The sequence below is a fragment of the Streptomyces sp. NPDC014727 genome (assembly GCF_043083485.1).
GTDB lineage: Bacteria > Actinomycetota > Actinomycetes > Streptomycetales > Streptomycetaceae > Streptomyces.
This window is the reverse complement of the sequence record NZ_JBIBYR010000019.1, coordinates 35,235-52,348: the sequence shown is the minus strand read 5'-3', so window position 1 is coordinate 52,348 and position 17,114 is coordinate 35,235. Positions and strand designations below refer to the sequence as shown.

The 17,114-nt window shown below is 70.7% G+C and carries 16 protein-coding genes and 7 tRNA genes; 10 read left to right on the top strand and 13 right to left on the bottom strand.

Annotation, left to right across the window (positions count from 1 at the left end; translation table 11 throughout):
• Positions 1-3: 3 nt before the first annotated feature.
• The 3 genes from thrS to ACF1B9_RS26505 form a co-directional block, all read right to left on the bottom strand.
• Positions 4-1,989 (bottom strand): threonine--tRNA ligase, encoded by a 1,986-nt coding sequence (thrS, locus tag ACF1B9_RS26515; RefSeq protein ID WP_391740212.1) that lies wholly within the window; start codon positions 1,987-1,989, stop codon positions 4-6.
• Positions 1,990-2,124: 135 nt separating this feature from the next.
• Entirely contained in the window at positions 2,125-3,402 is a 1,278-nt protein-coding gene (locus ACF1B9_RS26510; RefSeq protein ID WP_391740213.1) for a hypothetical protein, read from the bottom strand.
• On the bottom strand, positions 3,402-3,968 hold the full coding sequence (locus ACF1B9_RS26505) for a DUF4365 domain-containing protein (protein WP_376280500.1): 567 nt from the start codon (positions 3,966-3,968) through the stop codon (positions 3,402-3,404). Before ACF1B9_RS26505 ends, ACF1B9_RS26510 begins: the two co-directional genes overlap by 1 nt.
• Before the next feature lie 192 nt (positions 3,969-4,160).
• Here ACF1B9_RS26505 and ACF1B9_RS26500 point away from each other — a divergent pair, with 192 nt between their 5' ends.
• Positions 4,161-4,886, top strand: coding sequence for a 3'-5' exonuclease (locus tag ACF1B9_RS26500; protein ID WP_391740214.1), 726 nt, complete (start codon positions 4,161-4,163; stop codon positions 4,884-4,886).
• A gap of 96 nt (positions 4,887-4,982) precedes the next feature.
• Here the strand turns inward: ACF1B9_RS26500 and ACF1B9_RS26495 are convergent.
• Together ACF1B9_RS26495 and ACF1B9_RS26490 are read right to left on the bottom strand one after the other, a co-directional pair.
• Positions 4,983-5,054 (bottom strand) — tRNA-Val (locus ACF1B9_RS26495).
• Between the two features lie 39 nt (positions 5,055-5,093).
• The gene (locus tag ACF1B9_RS26490) at positions 5,094-5,540 is read right to left on the bottom strand and encodes an SRPBCC family protein (protein ID WP_391740215.1); all 447 of its coding nucleotides are present in this window, start codon (positions 5,538-5,540) and stop codon (positions 5,094-5,096) included.
• Positions 5,541-5,623: 83 nt separating this feature from the next.
• Here ACF1B9_RS26490 and ACF1B9_RS26485 point away from each other — a divergent pair, with 83 nt between their 5' ends.
• The gene (locus ACF1B9_RS26485) at positions 5,624-8,146 is read left to right on the top strand and encodes an SCO7613 C-terminal domain-containing membrane protein (RefSeq protein ID WP_391740216.1); all 2,523 of its coding nucleotides are present in this window, start codon (positions 5,624-5,626) and stop codon (positions 8,144-8,146) included.
• Between the two features lie 386 nt (positions 8,147-8,532).
• Here ACF1B9_RS26485 and ACF1B9_RS26480 read toward each other — a convergent pair.
• Together ACF1B9_RS26480 and ACF1B9_RS26475 are read right to left on the bottom strand one after the other, a co-directional pair.
• Positions 8,533-8,604 (bottom strand) — tRNA-Val (locus tag ACF1B9_RS26480).
• A gap of 54 nt (positions 8,605-8,658) precedes the next feature.
• Positions 8,659-9,138, bottom strand: a complete 480-nt coding sequence (locus ACF1B9_RS26475) for a TIGR02611 family protein (RefSeq protein ID WP_391740217.1) — start codon at positions 9,136-9,138, stop codon at positions 8,659-8,661.
• Between the two features lie 190 nt (positions 9,139-9,328).
• Here ACF1B9_RS26475 and ACF1B9_RS26470 point away from each other — a divergent pair, with 190 nt between their 5' ends.
• Positions 9,329-9,742, top strand: coding sequence for an SsgA family sporulation/cell division regulator (locus tag ACF1B9_RS26470; RefSeq protein WP_003959770.1), 414 nt, complete (start codon positions 9,329-9,331; stop codon positions 9,740-9,742).
• A 353-nt stretch (positions 9,743-10,095) separates the two neighbouring features.
• Positions 10,096-10,683, top strand: coding sequence for a CGNR zinc finger domain-containing protein (locus tag ACF1B9_RS26465; RefSeq protein WP_376218154.1), 588 nt, complete (start codon positions 10,096-10,098; stop codon positions 10,681-10,683).
• A 4-nt stretch (positions 10,684-10,687) separates the two neighbouring features.
• Here ACF1B9_RS26465 and ACF1B9_RS26460 read toward each other — a convergent pair whose 3' ends face one another.
• From ACF1B9_RS26460 to ACF1B9_RS26450, 3 genes are all read right to left on the bottom strand, one after another.
• Positions 10,688-10,843: a hypothetical protein gene (locus ACF1B9_RS26460; protein ID WP_351074278.1), complete on the bottom strand. Its 156-nt coding sequence runs from the start codon at positions 10,841-10,843 to the stop codon at positions 10,688-10,690.
• A gap of 337 nt (positions 10,844-11,180) precedes the next feature.
• Positions 11,181-12,200 (bottom strand): LacI family DNA-binding transcriptional regulator, encoded by a 1,020-nt coding sequence (locus tag ACF1B9_RS26455; protein ID WP_391740218.1) that lies wholly within the window; start codon positions 12,198-12,200, stop codon positions 11,181-11,183.
• A gap of 241 nt (positions 12,201-12,441) precedes the next feature.
• Positions 12,442-12,900: a hypothetical protein gene (locus tag ACF1B9_RS26450; protein ID WP_391740219.1), complete on the bottom strand. Its 459-nt coding sequence runs from the start codon at positions 12,898-12,900 to the stop codon at positions 12,442-12,444.
• A 205-nt stretch (positions 12,901-13,105) separates the two neighbouring features.
• Between ACF1B9_RS26450 and ACF1B9_RS26445 the strand changes: the two genes are divergently transcribed.
• Positions 13,106-13,621 (top strand): DsbA family protein, encoded by a 516-nt coding sequence (locus ACF1B9_RS26445; RefSeq protein ID WP_391740220.1) that lies wholly within the window; start codon positions 13,106-13,108, stop codon positions 13,619-13,621.
• Positions 13,622-13,662: 41 nt separating this feature from the next.
• Here the strand turns inward: ACF1B9_RS26445 and ACF1B9_RS26440 are convergent, their stop codons facing one another.
• From ACF1B9_RS26440 to ACF1B9_RS26430, 3 genes are all read right to left on the bottom strand, one after another.
• Positions 13,663-14,499: a GNAT family N-acetyltransferase gene (locus ACF1B9_RS26440; RefSeq protein ID WP_391740221.1), complete on the bottom strand. Its 837-nt coding sequence runs from the start codon at positions 14,497-14,499 to the stop codon at positions 13,663-13,665.
• A gap of 64 nt (positions 14,500-14,563) precedes the next feature.
• A complete protein-coding gene (locus ACF1B9_RS26435; RefSeq protein WP_391740222.1) occupies positions 14,564-15,385 on the bottom strand; it encodes an aminotransferase class IV in 822 nt (273 codons plus the stop codon).
• A complete protein-coding gene (locus ACF1B9_RS26430; protein ID WP_391740440.1) occupies positions 15,385-16,419 on the bottom strand; it encodes a chorismate-binding protein in 1,035 nt (344 codons plus the stop codon). Before ACF1B9_RS26430 ends, ACF1B9_RS26435 begins: the two co-directional genes overlap by 1 nt.
• Before the next feature lie 163 nt (positions 16,420-16,582).
• Between ACF1B9_RS26430 and ACF1B9_RS26425 the strand changes: the two genes are divergently transcribed.
• From ACF1B9_RS26425 to ACF1B9_RS26405, 5 genes are all read left to right on the top strand, one after another.
• Positions 16,583-16,655, top strand: a tRNA-Gly gene (locus ACF1B9_RS26425).
• A gap of 37 nt (positions 16,656-16,692) precedes the next feature.
• A tRNA-Cys gene (locus ACF1B9_RS26420) sits at positions 16,693-16,766 on the top strand.
• A gap of 1 nt (position 16,767) precedes the next feature.
• Positions 16,768-16,839: transfer RNA gene (locus ACF1B9_RS26415), tRNA-Val, on the top strand.
• Positions 16,840-16,858: 19 nt separating this feature from the next.
• Positions 16,859-16,930, top strand: a tRNA-Val gene (locus ACF1B9_RS26410).
• A 23-nt stretch (positions 16,931-16,953) separates the two neighbouring features.
• A tRNA-Val gene (locus ACF1B9_RS26405) sits at positions 16,954-17,028 on the top strand.
• Positions 17,029-17,114 lie beyond the last annotated feature (86 nt).

The following is a 17,114-nucleotide window of genomic DNA, read 5'->3' as shown; positions in this document are numbered from 1 at the left end:
CCGTCAGACCTGGACGCGGTCCTCGACGGCCTGCTGGATCTTGGCGAGGGCGTCCTCGACGGGGATGCCGTTCTCCTGCGATCCGTCGCGGTAGCGGAAGGAGACGGCGCCGTTGGCCATGTCCTCGTCGCCCGCGATGATCATGAAGGGCACCTTGGCCTTCTGCTGGTTGCGGATCTTCTTCTGCATCCGGTCGGAGGAGGCGTCCACCTCCACCCGGAGCCCCTTCTTCCGGGCCTTGGCCGCGAAGTCCTGAAGGTACGGGATGTGCGCGTCGCCGATCGGGATGCCGACCGCCTGGACCGGGGCCAGCCAGACCGGGAACGCACCCGCGTAGTGCTCCAGGAGCACCGCGAAGAAGCGCTCGATGGAACCGAACAGGGCGCGGTGGATCATGACCGGGCGCTGCTTGGTGCCGTCCGGGCCGGTGTACTCCAGGTCGAAGCGCTCCGGCAGGTTGAAGTCGAGCTGCACGGTCGACATCTGCCAGGTGCGGCCGATGGCGTCCTTGCACTGCACCGAGATCTTCGGGCCGTAGAACGCGGCGCCGCCCGGGTCCGGGACCAGCGGCAGACCCTGCTTCTCGGCGACCTGGCGCAGTGTCTCGGTCGCCTCCTCCCACACCTCGTCCGAGCCGACGAACTTCTCCGGGTCCTTGGTGGAGAGCTCCAGGTAAAAGTCGGTCAGACCGTAGTCGCGGAGCAGGTTCAGGACGAAGGTGAGCGTCCGGTCGAGCTCCTCCGCCATCTGCTCCCTGGTGCAGTAGATGTGCGCGTCGTCCTGCGTGAAGCCGCGCGAGCGGGTGAGACCGTGCACCACGCCGGACTTCTCGTAGCGGTACACCGTGCCGAACTCGAAGAGGCGCAGCGGCAGTTCACGGTACGAGCGTCCGCGCGCGTCGAAGATCAGGTTGTGCATCGGGCAGTTCATCGGCTTGAGGTAGTAGTCCACCCCGTCGTCGAGCTGCATGGGCGGGTACATGCCGTCGGCGTACCAGTCCAGGTGACCGGACTTCTCGAAGAGCTTGCCCTTGGTGGCGTGCGGGGAGTAGACGAACTCGTAGCCCTCCTCCTCGTGACGCCGGCGCGAGTAGTCCTCCATGGCGCGGCGGATGATGCCGCCCTTGGGGTGGAAGACCGCGAGACCGGGGCCGATCTCGTCCGGGAAGGAGAAGAGGTCCAGCTCGTTGCCGAGCTTGCGGTGGTCGCGCTTGGCGGCCTCCTCCAGGAACTCCAGGTGCGCCTTGAGCTCGTCCTTGGTGGGCCACGCGGTGCCGTAGATGCGCTGCAGCATGGGGTTCTTCTCGCTGCCCCGCCAGTACGCCGCGGCGTTCCGCATCAGCTTGAACGCCGGGATGTTCCGGGTGGTCGGCAGGTGCGGACCTCGGCAGAGGTCCTTCCAGCACAGCTCGCCGCTCTTCGGGTCGAGGTTGTCGTAGATGGTCAGCTCGCCGCCGCCCACCTCGACGTCCGCGCCGTCGCCGGCGTTCTCGACGGAGTCGGAGCCCTTGATACCGATGAGTTCCAGCTTGTACGGCTCGTCGGCCAGCTCCTCGCGGGCGGCCTCGTCCGTCACGACCCGGCGGGAGAACCTCTGTCCCCGCTTCTGGATCTCCTGCATCTTCTTCTCGATGGCCTTGAGGTCCTCGGGAGTGAACGGCTTCTCGACGTCGAAGTCGTAGTAGAAGCCGTCCTTGACCGGCGGACCGATGCCCAGCTTGGCCTCGGGGAAGAGCTCCTGCACGGCCTGCGCCATGACGTGCGCGGTGGAGTGCCGGAGGATGTTCAGGCCGTCCTCGGAGGAGATCTCCACGGGCTCGACGACCTCTCCGTCGGCGACGGCGTACGCGAGGTCCTTCAGCTCGCCGGCGACCCGGGCGGCGACGACGGTGCGCTCGCCGGGGAAGAGCTCGGCAGCCGTAGTGCCCGTCGTCACCACGCGCTCTTCCCGCTCGGAATCGCGTTGGATGATCACACGGACGTCTGACACCGGTCTCTCCTGACTCAGGGGGTACGCACGCCATGCGTGGTGCGCGTGCGATACGAATCGTACCGAGCCGCGGGCCCCCTCTGCGAAACGGTCGAGCCGCGAAGGCCCCTCGCTCCCCCGCGGCACGCACCCACGTCACTGTTCGCCGGTGCAGGCCTCCTCGAAATGGTCGACGTTCTCCTGGAGCGACTTCATCAGCCGGTCCCGTTCCGCCTCGTCCACCTGCACGGGCACCACCTGCGAGGCCCTGGTCAGCCGCCGGAAGCCGCCGCGGCTCTCCAGCCTGCCCTCCACCCGGACCGGCAGCCCGACCAGGTGGGCGTGGCCGGCGATCCGGTACGCCTCCTCGTCCAGCTCCAGCCGTACGTGCGGTACCTCGGCGCCGGCCAGCACTCGCAGCCGCACGACTCCGGCGCCACGCGGTCCCGAGCGGCGCAGCCTGACGACGGCGCCGGTGATCCGTACCGTCACCGCGGGTTCCTCCCTCAGGTAGCGGGCGCCCGCCAGGCGCAGGGCGGGCAGGTCCCCCGGGGTGAATTCCACCGGCCCGGGGCGGACCGGGCAGCCCTCGGGAGTTCCGGCGACGGGTGCCCATTCCAGCGCGACGCCGGCCCCTTCCGAGCCCCGGACGAGTGTGATGAGTGCCTCGGTGAGTTCCCGGCTGACGCCCGCCCCGACGGCGGCGTCGAAGGCTTCGAGCCCCCCGGTGGCCCGCTGGTAGTCCACGGCGTCACGCGTGGCGTGCAAGGCGTGGTGGAGCCGTACGGCGACGGCGCGGCCCGGTTCCACGGGGACGAACGCGGTGAGGTCGCGCCCGTCGGACACGGGTCCGACGAGGACGCCTTCGAGGGCCGCGCGCGCCCGGCGGCGGTGGCGCGCCCCGTGGTAGCCCGTGCGTCCCCGCACGGCCAGAGCTCCGGCGAGCAGGACCTGCCGGGCGGCGGTGCGCAGTTGTTCCGCGCCCGTCCAGCTGGCCGCTGCGGCCACTCCCCCGACCGGTTCGGGGGCCTCGCGCCACCAGCGGATCTCGTCGCTGGGTACGGCGAGGGAGATCAGGACCTCGCGGGCGGAGGGGGCGGCGCTGCGGGCGAGCGCGGTCAGTGCCTCGCCGAGAAGGTCCTCGCTGTCGGGAAAGGCGGTGGTGTCGGGGAGGAGGAGGCTCGTACCCCCGCCGGGCGGGGCAGGTGGTCCCGGTGGCGTCCAGCGGCTGTAGCGCCCGGTCGCCCCGCCGCGGCGGTGCCAGCCGTGCCGGTCGAGCAGGGCGCCGAGGACCGCGGGGTCGACACGGGCGGGGTCGGGGACGTACCCGAGCGGCTGGAAGGAGCTGGGCCACGGTGCCGCGGATTCGCCGGGGTGCGGGCGGGTGGCCGACGGGATCGTTTCGTCGGCGGATTCGTCCATCGACCGGTGCATCAGGGTCTCCCTCCCGCCCCTACGCGGGTCATGATCTCGCAGAGTGCCCGGTCGTCGAATATGCGCGAGGTCGGGATCCGCACGGTGGTCCGGTGCCGGCCCGTCACCGCGTGGCCGGCCAGGTTGGTCCAGTAGCAGCAGTGCCGCAGGTCGAGCCGGTCGTGTCCGGCGCGCAGCCAGTCGTCCCGGCTGCGCGGCACGATCATCACGACCAGGATCTTGTGCACCGAGACGGGGGTGCGGGCGAGCTTCACGAGGTGTGCGTTGTCGAGCGTGAAGGCGAACGTGGGTCCCGGCGGCTGCGGCGGGATCTGGTAGGTGCTCTTCAGCTGCACCTTGATGGTCACTTCGTCGTCCACGGCATGACCGGGGGCGCCGTGGCTGACGTGCCAGTCGATGCCGTTGTCGGGGAAGGGCTGCGACAGGGAACATCCGGCCGCGGCCGCGACCGCGTGCAGGTAGCCCACCTGAAGAGTCTCCATGCAGGCGGTGGTGGCGAGTGTGCCGCGCAGCGGTGCGATCCGCTGGGGCAACAGCCCGCTCGGTTCGGGCTTCGCGAGCGCCATGGCTGCGTGTGCCTTCCGGGCTGCGCCGATCGGTTCCTCGGTGCGGGGACGACGGGCAACTTCCTTGCCCGTCACTTGTGTTGTCACCGCACGGGACGGCTCGCAAACGGCGTATCAGGCAAACAGGGCGGGTATCACCGGACCGGGCAGGGGAATCACGCCATCTGCCGTTCGGGCACGAGGAGTTCGGGGATGACTCACTGGTACGAAGGGCCACTGGCCGCTTTTGACACCGAGACAACGGGAGTGGACGTCGAGGAGGACCGGATCGTTTCGGCCGCGCTGGTCGTGCAGGACACGGCAGGCGGACGGGTGCGGGTCACCCGTTGGCTGGTGAATCCGGGGGTTCCGGTACCCGTCGGGGCGACCGAGATACACGGCCTGACCGACGATCACCTTCAGCGCAACGGCCGTTGGCCTGCGCCGGTGATGGAGGAGATGGCCCGTGCGCTGACCGAGCAGTGCGCGGCCGGCCGCCCGCTCGTCGTGATGAACGCTCCGTTCGATCTGACGCTGCTGGACCGCGAACTGAGGCGTCATCGTGCGTCGTCGCTCGCCGGCTATCTGCAGAACGCTCCGCTGTGCGTGCTGGATCCACGCGTGCTCGACAAGCATCTGGACCGCTACCGCAAGGGGCGGCGGACCCTCACCGATCTCTGCGAGCTGTACGGCGTGGTGCTGGACGGCGCACATGATGCGGCGGCCGACGCGACGGCGTCGCTGGAGCTGGTACGGGCGGTGGCCCGGCGCTTCTCGTCCCGTCTGGAGCGGCTCACGCCGCCGGAGCTGCACACCTTGCAGGCCGTCTGGCACGCGGCGCAGGCGCGGGGCCTCCAGGCGTGGTTCGCGAAGAACGGCACGGCGGAGACGGTGGATCCCGCGTGGCCGCTGCGACCGGAGCTCCCGGCCGCGGCATGACCGGACGGGCGTGCCGGTGGACACCGGCGCGGCCTGCGCGTCCGGACACGCAGAAGCCGGTCCGTCGATTCTGCTGACGGACCGGCCTCTCCCGGGTGGGCGATACTGGGTTCGAACCAGTGACCTCTTCGGTGTGAACGAAGCGCTCTCCCACTGAGCTAATCGCCCGGGAACGGGTTGAACCATACAGGGGCCGGCGGGTCCGGTTCAAACCGCTTCCAGCCTGGCCGTGAGGCCCCGGCGTCCGGCACGCATCATCAGGGCGTGGTTGGCCCGGAACACGGCGCGTCCGGGCACCGCGAGGAACCGCATCAGCCGTCTGCGGACCTCGACCTCCTGCTCGTAGGTGGCCCGGCTGCCGCCATCGCGCGTGGTGACCGTCCACCTGGCCCAGCCGTCGAGGTCCCCACCGAGGGCCGCTTCGAGTACCCGGGCCGCGGGGTCGCGGCGGCGTTCGCGGACGGTCATGACGAGGTCGTACGGGAGGAAGGAGCGGATGCGGGTGGTACCGGTGGTGTCGTCGACCGAGGTGACCTCACGGACCTGCGGCCACCAGCACGGGTAGTCGTCGGGGCGTCCGAGGATCTCGTACACGGTGTCGGGCGGTCCGGGCAGGTCCCAGACACTCACGAATCGGTAGTGACTCCAGTCCATGACCCCAGTCTGCTCGTACTCAGCCGGGGAACTGAGTATCCGAGCGCATGTCCGGTCCTGTGGCTGGCGCCACACTCCGGTCCATGGAACATGTGCCGCCACCCGCCGAGGAATTGGCGCTCCTCGATCGTGAGCTGGCCCGGCTGGACGCCCGCCGGTCCCAGTTGCTGATGCGTCGTGCCTGGCTGCTGAGTGTGCTCGGGAGCCCGGTCGCACCATCCGCCGCGCCGCCCGCGCCGCCGTTCGCGGCTCCGCCCGGACACCCTGCCGCACCGGCCGGACCGCCGCGCAGTGCGCAGAATGTGCTGCTCACTCTGGGCGGTCTGCTGCTGACCGTCGCGGCTGTCGCGTTCACTCTGGTGAGCTGGGGCGACATGGGGATCGCGGGCCGCTCGGCCGTACTCGCGGTGGTGACGGTGGCGGCGCTGGCCACTCCTGCCGTGCTGCTGCGGCGCGGTCTCTCCTCGACTGCCGAGTCGCTCGCCGCGCTGGCGGCGGTGCTGACGGTGCTGGACGCGTACGCGCTGCACCGGGTGGCCGTGCCCGAGGCCGACGGACGAGGATTCGCCGCTGTCGCCGCGGCGGTGCTCGCCGCACTGTGGACGGCCTACGGACTGCTTCTCGACCGGCTCCGGCTGCCGCTGCCGCTCGCGGTGGTGAGCGCGCAGTTGCCGCTGCTGCTGTGGGCGTGGTCGGCGGGTGCGGGCGCCACGATGTTCGGCTGGTCGCTGCTGCTGACGGCCGCGTCGGACTGTGCGATCGCGTTGTGGGGCAGGGGCGTTGCGGTACGGGTGACGGCTTGCGTCGGTGGCTGGGCGACGGGTCTGGTGGGGCTGCTGGTGGCCCTGGCGCAGTCGGTCTCCGCCGATGGGGTGCAAGCCGCTTCGGCACCGGGCGCGTTGTTGCTCGCGGGTGCGGCGGTCGCGGTGTTCGGGGCGTGGCGTGCGCCGTCGGCGCAGGCGGTGGCCGGTGGTCTGGTGGCCGGGCTGTGCGGGGTGGCGGCGGTGGGCGGTGTGCTGCGTGCCGAGGTGACCTGGGTCTGGTCGGTGCCCGTGTACCTCCTGTGCGGTGTGGTGCTGTCGGCCGCGGTGCGCACTGCGCTGCCGCGCCCGGTCGCGCAGGGCCTGACGTGGGCTTCGGCCGTGGTGACCGCGGGGGCGGTGCTGGCCGCGCTGCCACCGGTCGGCATGTCGCTGATCGGTACCGTGACGCAACTGGTCCGGGTGTGGTCGGGGGTGCCCGACGGCGGTGTCCGAGGTGCGCTGGCCGCCGAGGGGCCGGCCTGGTCCCATCTGGTCTCCGCGCCGGTGGTGCTGCTGGCGCTGGCCGGTCTGCTGGGGGCGGTGCACCGGTTCTGGGAGCGGGTACTGCGGGCTGCTGGACCGGTGCTGTCGCCGGGCCCCGGGTGGCGGGCCGCCACGGGGGCCGGGGCGGTGGCGCTCGGCTGGGCGGGGCTCACCGCCCTCCCCGCGGTACTGGGGTTGTCGTACGCCGCTGCTGTGTCGGTGCAGTTGGCGCTGGCCGCCGGGGTCTTCGCGGTCGCGGTACGCGGTCTGCGCGGCGGTCCGAGCGCGGTGGGGGCGACCGCCCTGGTGTGCGGTCTGCTCTGTGCGGCGGGCGCGGGGATGCTGTCGCTCGCCACGGAGGCGGCGACGTACGCGGCGTTCACGGTGCTGCTGGTGGTGTTCGGGGCGGCCGCGGTGGTGCTCGGCGGCGCCGCGACTTCGGCGGCGCGGGCGTTGCCGCCGCTCCCGGCCGTCCGGGCGGCGCAGGCGGTGCGGATGTCGCAGCTCGTGCAGGCGGTACCCGCGTGCGGCGCGGTGGTGTGCGCGATGGTGCTGGCCCGCGCGGTCGGGGAATCGCTGGGGCTCGCCGGGTATCGGGCAGCGCCGGTCATGCTGGTCGTCCCCGCGGTGACGGTGCTGCTCGGGGCGCGGCTGCGGGGCCGCCCGCCCGCTCTGCCGGTCGAGCTGACCGGCGGCGTCGCAGGTGTGCTGGCGGTGGGCATGGCGGTGCCGGACCTGCCGTTCCTCGCGCTGGTGCTGGCGCTGTGCGGAGTACTGGCGGCGGGCACGGCCGTGCGGCCCGAGCGGCGACCGGTGGCCGGCCCTCTGGCGATGGTGCTGTTCGTCCTGGCTGCCTGGCTTCGGCTGTCGGCTTCGGGGGTGTCGGTCCCGGAGGCGTACACCCTCCCCGTGACGGTGCCCGCCCTGGCGGTCGGCGTGCTGCGCCGGCGCCGTGATCCGCAGGCGTCGTCGTGGACGGCGTACGGGGCGGGGCTCGCCGCGACGTTGGTACCGAGTCTCTTCACGGCGTGGGCCGATCCGCACTGGTCGCGGCCGCTGCTGCTCGGCGTGGCGGCGCTGGTGATCACCCTGGCAGGCGCACGGCTGCGGCTGCAGGCGCTGCTGCTGCTCGGCGGTGCGGTGCTGGCCCTGGACGCTCTGCACGAACTCGCGCCGTACGTCGTCCAGGTCGTCGGCGTGCTGCCGCGCTGGCTGCCGCCCGCGCTGGCCGGGGTGCTGCTGCTGGTGGTCGGCGCGACGTACGAGCAGCGGCTGCGCGATGCCCGACGGCTGAAGGAGGCCCTGGGCCGGATGCGTTGACGGTGTGGCGCAGGGCCGGTCCGGGGCCTTGACGGCCTCGGGCCGGCGGGTGGGCGTCAAGGCCTCCGGCGAGGTGCGTCGGACACGGCGGAGACACGGCCGACCTGCCCCTGGCATTCACACAGCAGCGCTTTCAGCCCGCCCGAATGCGTGGAGTTCCGGAAGACGTCGGGAAACATGGCCCGGCGAGGTCCGGAGCCCGAACTCCTTCCGGTAATTCCCGTGATCCGGCGAGGCGGCCGCGGAAGTCCACTCCGATCCCGATATCCGGATGTTTCTTCTCGAAGAGTGGAATCCTGCGATGCACTCGGCCATGGCCATTGAATCGATGAAGAAATGCAGAGAGTCCGTGAGACTCTGTGGTCTCACGGACTTTCTGTCCCGGGTGGGCGATACTGGGTTCGAACCAGTGACCTCTTCGGTGTGAACGAAGCGCTCTCCCACTGAGCTAATCGCCCGGGCGCAGGCCAAACATTACCCCATGTCAGCGGTGCCCCATGACCACGCCCGCGTCACTCGTGGATCTTCCACGGCATGGTGACGCCGAACTTCCAGACGTAGATCCCCACCAGCACCACGATGATCACCAGACCGGTCACGGTGAGGAGGATGTTGCGTCGCCGGACCTTGGGATCGAGCGCCCTCTGAGCGGCCTCGGTGACCTTTCTCCGCGTCCAGCGCAGCACCAGCTGCGCCCACACGAACTCGGTCGCCCAGATCGCCATGCCGCCGAAGATCACCAGCCAGCCGGGACCGGGCAGCGGAAGCATGATGATCCCCGCCACGACCACCGCGAGGCCGACCACGAAGACGCCGACCTGCCAGCTCAGATGCAGCGTCCTGGACGCCTTGATGAAACCGGGCGCCCGGGAGCCGAGCTCCCGGCCCTCCCTGGTCACGCCCTCCGTGACGCCTTCCGTCACATCCCCCGTGGCGGCCAACGGTTTCGCCGGTACGACGCCCCCGCCCCGCTCGTCGCTCTCCGCGTTCATGGGAGCCAACTTACCGGAACGGCCTTCGTCACCGGAATGGCCGCATAACCCAAAGTTACACACCGCCGTACGAGCTACCTGAAGGGACACAAAAAGGTCAGAGGGGTTTACAACGCCACCGTAGGTGGCATGTCGATTTCGCCGACGTGCGAATCCCCGAGCGCACACTGAGCGAAAGGCCCTGGCGCTTATGAACACCACGGTCAGCTGCGAGCTGCACCTGCGCCTCGTTGTGTCGAGCGAGTCCTCACTGCCTGTACCCGCGGGCCTGCGGTATGACACGGCCGATCCTTATGCCGTGCACGCCACCTTCCACACCGGAGCGGAGGAAACGGTCGAATGGGTTTTCGCCCGTGACCTCCTTGCCGAGGGGCTGCACCGGCCCACCGGCACCGGAGACGTCCGCGTCTGGCCATCCCGTAGTCACGGCCAGGGCGTCGTCTGCATCGCACTGAGCTCCCCAGAGGGCGAAGCCCTGCTCGAAGCCCCGGCGAGGGCGCTGGAGTCGTTCCTGAAGCGGACCGACGCCGCAGTTCCGCCGGGCACCGAGCATCGACATTTCGACCTCGACACGGAGCTCTCACACATCCTGGCCGAGAGCTGAGCCAGGCCGAGAGCTGCACGGCGCCGTCCGACTCGGGGAGACGGCGCCGCGCGGACAACCTCATAGGGCTGACACCGACGCCGTCATCACGGAATCCACCGTGGTGACGGCGTCGGCGCACGTCGCCCAGTGGTCGTACGCACACACCCCACGCACCGGCGCACACCCCGAAGCTCCGGGGAGCCCCTCCGGGCCTGGACGGACGCCCTGAGGCCCCACGGCGCCACCAGGTGGCCGGTAAGCGCTCCCAGCGCCCATGACGGGCCCTCTCGGCCCCTGTGCGCCGCCGCCGAGCCAGTAGAGTCAGCCGGCATCGGCGGACACCCGCCCGCCGGAGGCCAGGGAGCGAAAGCGTGCTGATCCCCCACGACACCCGGATCGCCCTCGACACGGTGGTCGATCTGCTGAACACCGCACCGGAGAGCGAGCCGCCGGCGAGCGGGCAGCCGGAGGCCGGGCCGGCCGACGGGCTCGCCGGTATCGAAGCGCTGTACGACTTCGCGCGACGCCATCGCATCAGCGGCGTGGGCGAGCTCCACGAGAAGGACCTGCGCGCGGTACGGGACGTGCGCACGCGTTTCGCCGCGATCTTCGCGACGGACGACGCCCGGACCGCGGCCTCGCTCGTCAACGCCCTCGTGGCCGCCGCCGGCACCACACCGCAGCTCAGCAACCACGACGGCTACGACTGGCATGTGCACTATTTCGCACCGGACGCTTCGATCGCCGATCACCTCGCGGCCGACTGCGGCATGGCACTGGCCTTCATCGTGGTGGCGGGCGAGCAGGAACGGCTGCGGCGCTGCGAGGCGCCGGACTGCCGGCACGCCTTCGTCGACCTCTCGCGCAACCGCTCCCGCCGCTACTGCTCAAGCCGGACCTGCGGTAATCGTCTGCATGTGGCCGCGTACCGGGCACGCCGCAAGGAAGCGGCCGGCTGACCGTTCACAGCATGAAGAGATCATGCACCGCGGCCATCAGCAGCAAGCTGCCGATCACCGCGAGGAAGATCATCAGAGGGGGCTGGGAAAGCGCGAAGAGGCAGCCGCGCGGCTCTTCGGCAGGGGGTGCGGGGGCATCGCCCGGGGAGGTGTCGACCATCTCGAGACGATCATGACTCAGTTCGGCCCCCGTTGGCGATCAACACGCCTTTTCGTACGGGGAGTTCACCCACCCCGCACCGGGCCGAATTCGCTCCGGCGTCCGATCGGCCGTCAGGTTTTCGGTACGGCGGACGGTGAACGGCCCCGCGCGGACATGGACGTTGCCCAACAGCGCGCCGCACACGCCGAATTCGGGAACCGCGGGAAGACGGCCCGACCGGTCCCCGACGCACCACCGGAAGGGCCTGGGTCGACCGGATCGCCGAACTCCGCTCCATGGGCGCGGAGTTGGACCGGAACGGCGCGAGCGGGGGCGAAGCCGACGAGCCCCGGTCTCAGCGTGGCGCCGCGCTGGAGGCGCGCACCACGAGCTCCGGCTGGAGCACCACGCTGCGATGCTCGTGGGTTCCGTCCTCGTCGTCCGCTTCCTCCAGCAGGAGTTCCGCGGCCATCCGGCCCATCACGACCGCCGGCTGGCGGACCGAGGTGAGCGGTACGGCGGCGGCTGCGGCGAATTCGATGTCGTCGTAGCCGACGATGGCGATGTCGTGCGGCACGCGCACGCCCGCCGCGTACAGGGCCTGCAGCACGCCGAGGGCGAGCAGGTCGTTGGCACAGAACACCGCGGTCGGCCGGGGGACGAGACCGAGCAGCCGGGCCCCGGCATCGCGGCCGGCGGCCACGTCCAGGCGGTCGGAGGGGATCTCGACGAGTGCTTCGGGCGGCATTCCGGCGTCGGTCAGCGCCGACAGGGCACCCTCGCGCCGGTCCTTGATCTGATGGAGGTCACCGGGTCCGCTGACGTAGGCCACCGAGCGGTGCCCGGCCGAGACCAGATGACCGACGGCGAGAGCGCCCCCGCGTACATCGTCGACGGAGACCGCGCAGGTCCCCGTGCCCGATGCCACCCGGTCCACCAGCACGTAGGGGATGCGGTGGCGGCTGAACGTCTCCAGGTTGCGGCCGGTCGCGTCGGCCGGGGTGACCAGCACGCCGCACACCCGCTGTTCAGCGAAGAGTCCGAGGTATTCGGCCTCCTCCGCCGGACTCTGGTCGCTGTTGCAGACCATGACACCGAGGCCGGCCGCACGGGCGGCACGCTCGGCGCCACGGGCCACGTCGACGAAGAACGGGTTGCCCATGTCGAGGACGAGCAGGGCCATGATCCGACTGCGGCCCGCCCTGAGCTGCCGGGCCGACTCGCTGCGGACGTACCCGAGTTCCTCGATGGCCGCCAGCACCCTGGCGCGGGTCTCCGGCAGCACCGCCTCGGGCCGGTTGATCACGTTGGACACGGTGCCCACGGAGACTCCGGCCTGCCGGGCCACATCCTTGATCCCTGCCACACGCGCCACTTGCCCTGCCCCACCGATGCCCTCTGCCGCACGGGTCCGCGGCGTCGCACCATCCTACGGACGCCGTTGCGCGGAGCCCGGTCGTCCCGGTCCGCCGCCCGGGTGTCAGCACTGCACAATGAATTGTTTCAATCCGACCTCGGGACGCTAGCTGCACCCCCGGACGTCGTCAAGGTGATCCATGAATCGATTCACCACCAAAGGTACGCGTACCCCCGCCCCGAGAGGGCGGGGGCAGGGATCAGATGCCGTGCTTCTTCAGGATGGCCTCGATGTCGCTGAAGTCGTCGCCCGACGCGGCGGCCCGCTCCGGCTTCACCGTCGCGCCCGGCTGCGTCCGGGTCGCCGGGAGTCCGGACCCCAGGGAGGGCGCCGAAGCCGCGGGAGCGACGGCTCCGCCCTGCGCCGCGCGCGCGGCGGCCTTGCGCTCCTTGCGGGTTCCGAGGCCGCGGCGCTCGATCGCACGCGTGGTCATGAACAGCAGCCAGGCCACGGCCAGCAGCCCGAAGCCGAGCCAGACGCTGGGCTTGAAGGCGATGCCGACGACCCAGTCCACGACCCCGGTGAGCACCAGGCCGATCGGGACCAGGGAGTAGGCGGCGATCCGGGCCGCGGCGAGGAAGCGCTTCCGGTACGCGGCGACGGCGGCGATGCCCAGGCCCGCCGCGGACACCGCGGAGCAGATGGTCTCGGCAAGCATCAGGGCCTCCAGGGCGCAAGGGGAAACGTCCCTTCCATCCTGCACCGCCCACCGGTCGAGCGGCCACGGTCCCGGCCCACATCAGGGACATTTCAGGGCCGGGATCATCCCCAGGTGCCGATACGGCCGCACTGCGGTCACCCCGGGCCGGAACAGGACCGGGTGCCGATTGGGACGCGGGGAGGAGCCCTGGGAGACTGACCGCATGAGCGATTCCACCCCCGCGACCCCTGTCGTCCTCGACCTCTGGTGCGAGCTCCAGTGCCCCGACTGCCACCAGGCCCTCACCGATGTGCACGCCCTGCGGGCCACATACGGGGACCGCATCGAGGTGCGGCTGCGGCACTTCCCGCTGGAGAAGCACAAGCATGCCTACGCCGCCGCGCAGGCGGCCGAGGAGGCGGCGGAACAGGGCAAGGGCTGGCCGTACATCGAGGCGGTTCTCGCCCGCACCGCCGACCTCGGCCGCGCCGGTGAACCGCTCCTGATCGAGGTGGCACGGGAACTCGGCCTGGACGCGGAGGAGATGGACACCGCTCTGATCGACGGCCGCCACATGCTGATCGTCGATGCCGACCAGGCCGAGGGCAAGGCGATCGGGGTCACCGGCACGCCGACCTATGTGATCGGTGACGAGCGGCTGGACGGCGGCAGGAGCCAGGACGGGCTGCGCGAGCGCATCGAGGAGATCGCCGACCGGCTGCTCGCCGAGCGGGACTGAGCCGTCGGGGCCCGGGACGAACGGGGCCGCGCCCGAACGCCCTACAGCATTTTGGTCAGGTTGTACCGAGTCGTCCGGTATCCGAGCGACTCGTACAGCCGCAGGGCCGGTGTGTTGGACGCGAAGACGTGGAGCCCGAGGAGATGGGCACCCGCGTCCAGCGTGATGCGCTCGGCCTGCCGCATCAGGGCACGTCCATGGCCGCGCCCCCGGTACTCCTCGCCCACCTCGACGTCGAAGACGAAGCCAGTCATTTCGCCCGGGCTGCCTTCGTGCACCGCCACCCACACGTGGCCGACGACCGCACCCTCGACGACCAGCACATGGAAACGCATGCCCGCGGTGTCGATGCCGTTCGGCAAGTTACGGGCGTGGTCGGACCGGGACTTCTGCAGGGCCTGTTCGATGGGGACGCCCTGGTCGATCCAGGACTGCGCGTACGTGTCGACACTGGTGCGCTGCCATTGCGCGAACTCCTCGGCGCTCATCGGGCGGGCGTCGACACCGTCCGGGAGCTCCGGAGCCGTCCGGTCGAGGTGCTTGAGCAGGTTCCGGCTGCGTTCGGTGTAGCCGAGCGCGGCGACCAGCCGCCGGGCTCCCTCGTTGCCCGCCGGTGCCGAGAGGGACACCTGGTCGCATCCCCATTCACGCAGCACCTCTTCGGCGGCGAGCGCGGCGATGGTGCCACGGCCTCGCCGCCGGCTCCGCTCGTCGATGCTCAGGGAGCGGAGCTCACCGGCCTTCGCGCCGAACCTCGGATCCGTGCCGATCTCGACGGCGCCGACGGGGCGCCCGTTGTCGCACACGTCGTACGCGCGGCTCTTCGCGCCGTCGGCGCCTTGCTGGATCGGCCCGGTGGGCCGGAGGGTCGTGGTCATCGCAAACGTTCTATCCGTGGATCCCGGGCCCGTCACCCGGTTTTACCGATCCGAGGTGCACGTCCTACGGGTCGAGGTCGTTCCCGGCCTGCTCCTCGAAGATCCGCATGGCCTTGGCCGTCACCGGTCCCGGTCCGCCGGGCAGCACCCGGTCGTCCACCCGGTGGACGGCCTGCACGTCGCGCAGCGTGGAGGTCAGGAAGATCTCCTCGGCCCGTTCGAGGACATCGAACGGCAGGTCGGTCTCCTGAGCCCCTGTCCACTCCGCGGCCAGCGCGCGGGTGATCCCGGCGAGGCAGCCGGAGGCGACCGGTGGGGTGTGCAGTTGTCCGTCGAGCACGACGAAGACATTGGACCCGGTGCCTTCGCAGAGCCGCCCGACCGTGTTGGCGAAGAGGGCCTCCGACGCGCCCTGCTCATGGGCGCGGGCAAGAGCGACGACGTTCTCGGCGTACGAGGTGGTCTTCAGCCCCGCGAGCGCACTGCGTTCGTTGCGCGTCCAGGGGACGGTGATCACGGCGGTGGCGTCGGGGCGGCGCCCCGCCTCCCCCAGGGCGACGACGAGGCCGGGACCCGCGTCCCCGCGGTCGGAGCCGAGCGGGGAGAGTCCTCCCGTATAGGTGATGCGCAGCCGGCCGAGCGCCATCGGGTTGGCCTCCACGACGACGGAGCAGGCGCGGCGCACCTCGTCGAGGTCGGGCTCGGGGAGACCCAGGCCCCGGGCCGAGCGGGTCAGCCGGTCGAGATGGCGGGTGAGGGCGAAGGGCCTGCCGTCGACGGTCTTGACCGTCTCGAAGATGCCGTCCCCCACGGTGAGCCCGTGGTCGAGCACGGACACCCGGGCGTCGTCGGCGTCCCGCAGTTCGCCGTTGACCCAAATCCTCATCACGCCGTCCTTCCCATTGCTTCGTGAGTGCCCGACGCCACAGCGAGCAGCCGGGACGCCTTGAGTTCGGTCTCGTCCCATTCGCGCTCCGGATCGGAGCCCCAGGTGATGCCTGCCCCGGTGCCGAAGCGCAGTACCGGGGTGGCCCCGGTCCGGTCGATCCAGAACGTCCGTATGCCGACGGCCACGGAGGCGGTGCGGCGGTCGGCGTCGACCCAGCCGATACCGCCGCAGTAGGGCCCCCGCGGCGCGGTCTCCAGCTCTTCGATGATCCGGAGCGCGCTGGACTTCGGTGCCCCGGTGACGGAGCCCGGCGGAAACGCGGCAGCGAGGAGTTCGGGCCAGCCGACTCCCTCGGCAAGCTCTCCGCGCACGGTGGAGACGAGGTGGACGAGGCCGGGGTGCTTCTCCACCACGCAGAGGTCGGGGACCGTGACCGATCCGGTGGCGCAGACCCGACCGAGGTCGTTGCGGACCAGGTCGACGATCATCACGTTCTCGGCGTGGTCCTTCTCCAGCAGATCGCGCTCGGTCCGTCCGGTGCCCTTGATCGGTCCGGACTCGACGGTCCGGCCGTCGCGCCTCAGGAACAGTTCGGGAGACGCGGTGGCGATCTCCACGCCGTGCGCGGGCAGCCGGATCGTTCCCGCGTACGGAGCGGGGTTGCCGCGCGCGAGCAGCGAGGTCAGCGCGTCCACGTCCGCGGCGGCCGGATCGGGCAGCTCCGCGGTCATCACCCGGCAGAGGTTGGCCTGATAGACCTCGCCCGCCGCGATGTACGCGCGGATCCGCCGTACGCCCTCCGTGTACGCGGCACGGTCCAGGGACGAGTTCCAGTCACCGGCCGCGGGCCCGCGCCAGGCGCCGCGCACCGGGGCGGGCACCGCCTCGGTGCGTACGGTGCCGAAACGCGCGCAGACGAGGCGGCCCTCGAAATCGGCGGATACGACCCAGAAGCCGGACGAGTCGAGGGCTGCGGGATCACTGGTCACGTCCTGGAGATCGGAGGCGACGAGGCCGCCGAAGCGGGCCATTGGAGCGAGGTCGTGCACGCCGTTGAGTCTAGGACGGCGCCGGATGACCTGCGCCGGGGCGAACGCACCTCAGCACGCTGCACAAACGCGTTTTTGTACTGGCCCGGGAATCCGCTAGAGTTCAACACGTCGCCGGGACGCGCAAGCAGACCGGGAAAGACAAGCGGACGTAGCTCAGTTGGTAGAGCGCAACCTTGCCAAGGTTGAGGTCGCCAGTTCGAACCTGGTCGTCCGCTCGCAGAAAGTGGGGGATCTTCCCGAACCCTCACTCCTGGTGGAGTGGCCGAGAGGCGAGGCAACGGCCTGCAAAGCCGTCTACACGGGTTCAAATCCCGTCTCCACCTCCAAGGACGATTAGCTCAGCGGGAGAGCGCTTCCCTGACACGGAAGAGGTCACTGGTTCAATCCCAGTATCGTCCACTGATCCACAAGGATCCCCGCGCGATTAGCTCAGCGGGAGAGCGCTTCCCTGACACGGAAGAGGTCACTGGTTCAATCCCAGTATCGCGCACGCAGTACACGCAGGCTCACCCTGCGCGATTAGCTCAGCGGGAGAGCGCTTCCCTGACACGGAAGAGGTCACTGGTTCAATCCCAGTATCGCGCACCAGCAAAAGCCCCGGTCGTCTCGACGACCGGGGCTTCTTCGTTGCGCGGCCCGTACCGGTGAGCAACTGCGCCACGGAACGCATCTCG

Bases quoted from the DNA above. Each gene is read 5' to 3' on its own strand.
- ACF1B9_RS26450 (WP_391740219.1), bottom strand. From the start codon at position 12,900: ATGCTTGCCGAGACCATCTGCTCCGCGGTGTCCGCGGCGGGCCTGGGC.
- ACF1B9_RS26505 (WP_376280500.1), bottom strand. From the start codon at position 3,968: ATGGCGCTCGCGAAGCCCGAACCGAGCGGGCTGTTGCCCCAGCGGATC.
- ACF1B9_RS26475 (WP_391740217.1), bottom strand. From the start codon at position 9,138: ATGAACGCGGAGAGCGACGAGCGGGGCGGGGGCGTCGTACCGGCGAAA.
- ACF1B9_RS26440 (WP_391740221.1), bottom strand. From the start codon at position 14,499: ATGACCACGACCCTCCGGCCCACCGGGCCGATCCAGCAAGGCGCCGAC.
- ACF1B9_RS26490 (WP_391740215.1), bottom strand. From the start codon at position 5,540: ATGGACTGGAGTCACTACCGATTCGTGAGTGTCTGGGACCTGCCCGGA.
- ACF1B9_RS26435 (WP_391740222.1), bottom strand. From the start codon at position 15,385: ATGAGGATTTGGGTCAACGGCGAACTGCGGGACGCCGACGACGCCCGG.
- ACF1B9_RS26485 (WP_391740216.1), top strand. From the start codon at position 5,624: ATGGAACATGTGCCGCCACCCGCCGAGGAATTGGCGCTCCTCGATCGT.
- ACF1B9_RS26500 (WP_391740214.1), top strand. From the start codon at position 4,161: ATGACTCACTGGTACGAAGGGCCACTGGCCGCTTTTGACACCGAGACA.
- ACF1B9_RS26460 (WP_351074278.1), bottom strand. From the start codon at position 10,843: ATGGTCGACACCTCCCCGGGCGATGCCCCCGCACCCCCTGCCGAAGAG.
- ACF1B9_RS26445 (WP_391740220.1), top strand. From the start codon at position 13,106: ATGAGCGATTCCACCCCCGCGACCCCTGTCGTCCTCGACCTCTGGTGC.
- ACF1B9_RS26510 (WP_391740213.1), bottom strand. From the start codon at position 3,402: ATGCACCGGTCGATGGACGAATCCGCCGACGAAACGATCCCGTCGGCC.
- ACF1B9_RS26470 (WP_003959770.1), top strand. From the start codon at position 9,329: ATGAACACCACGGTCAGCTGCGAGCTGCACCTGCGCCTCGTTGTGTCG.
- ACF1B9_RS26430 (WP_391740440.1), bottom strand. From the start codon at position 16,419: ATGGCCCGCTTCGGCGGCCTCGTCGCCTCCGATCTCCAGGACGTGACC.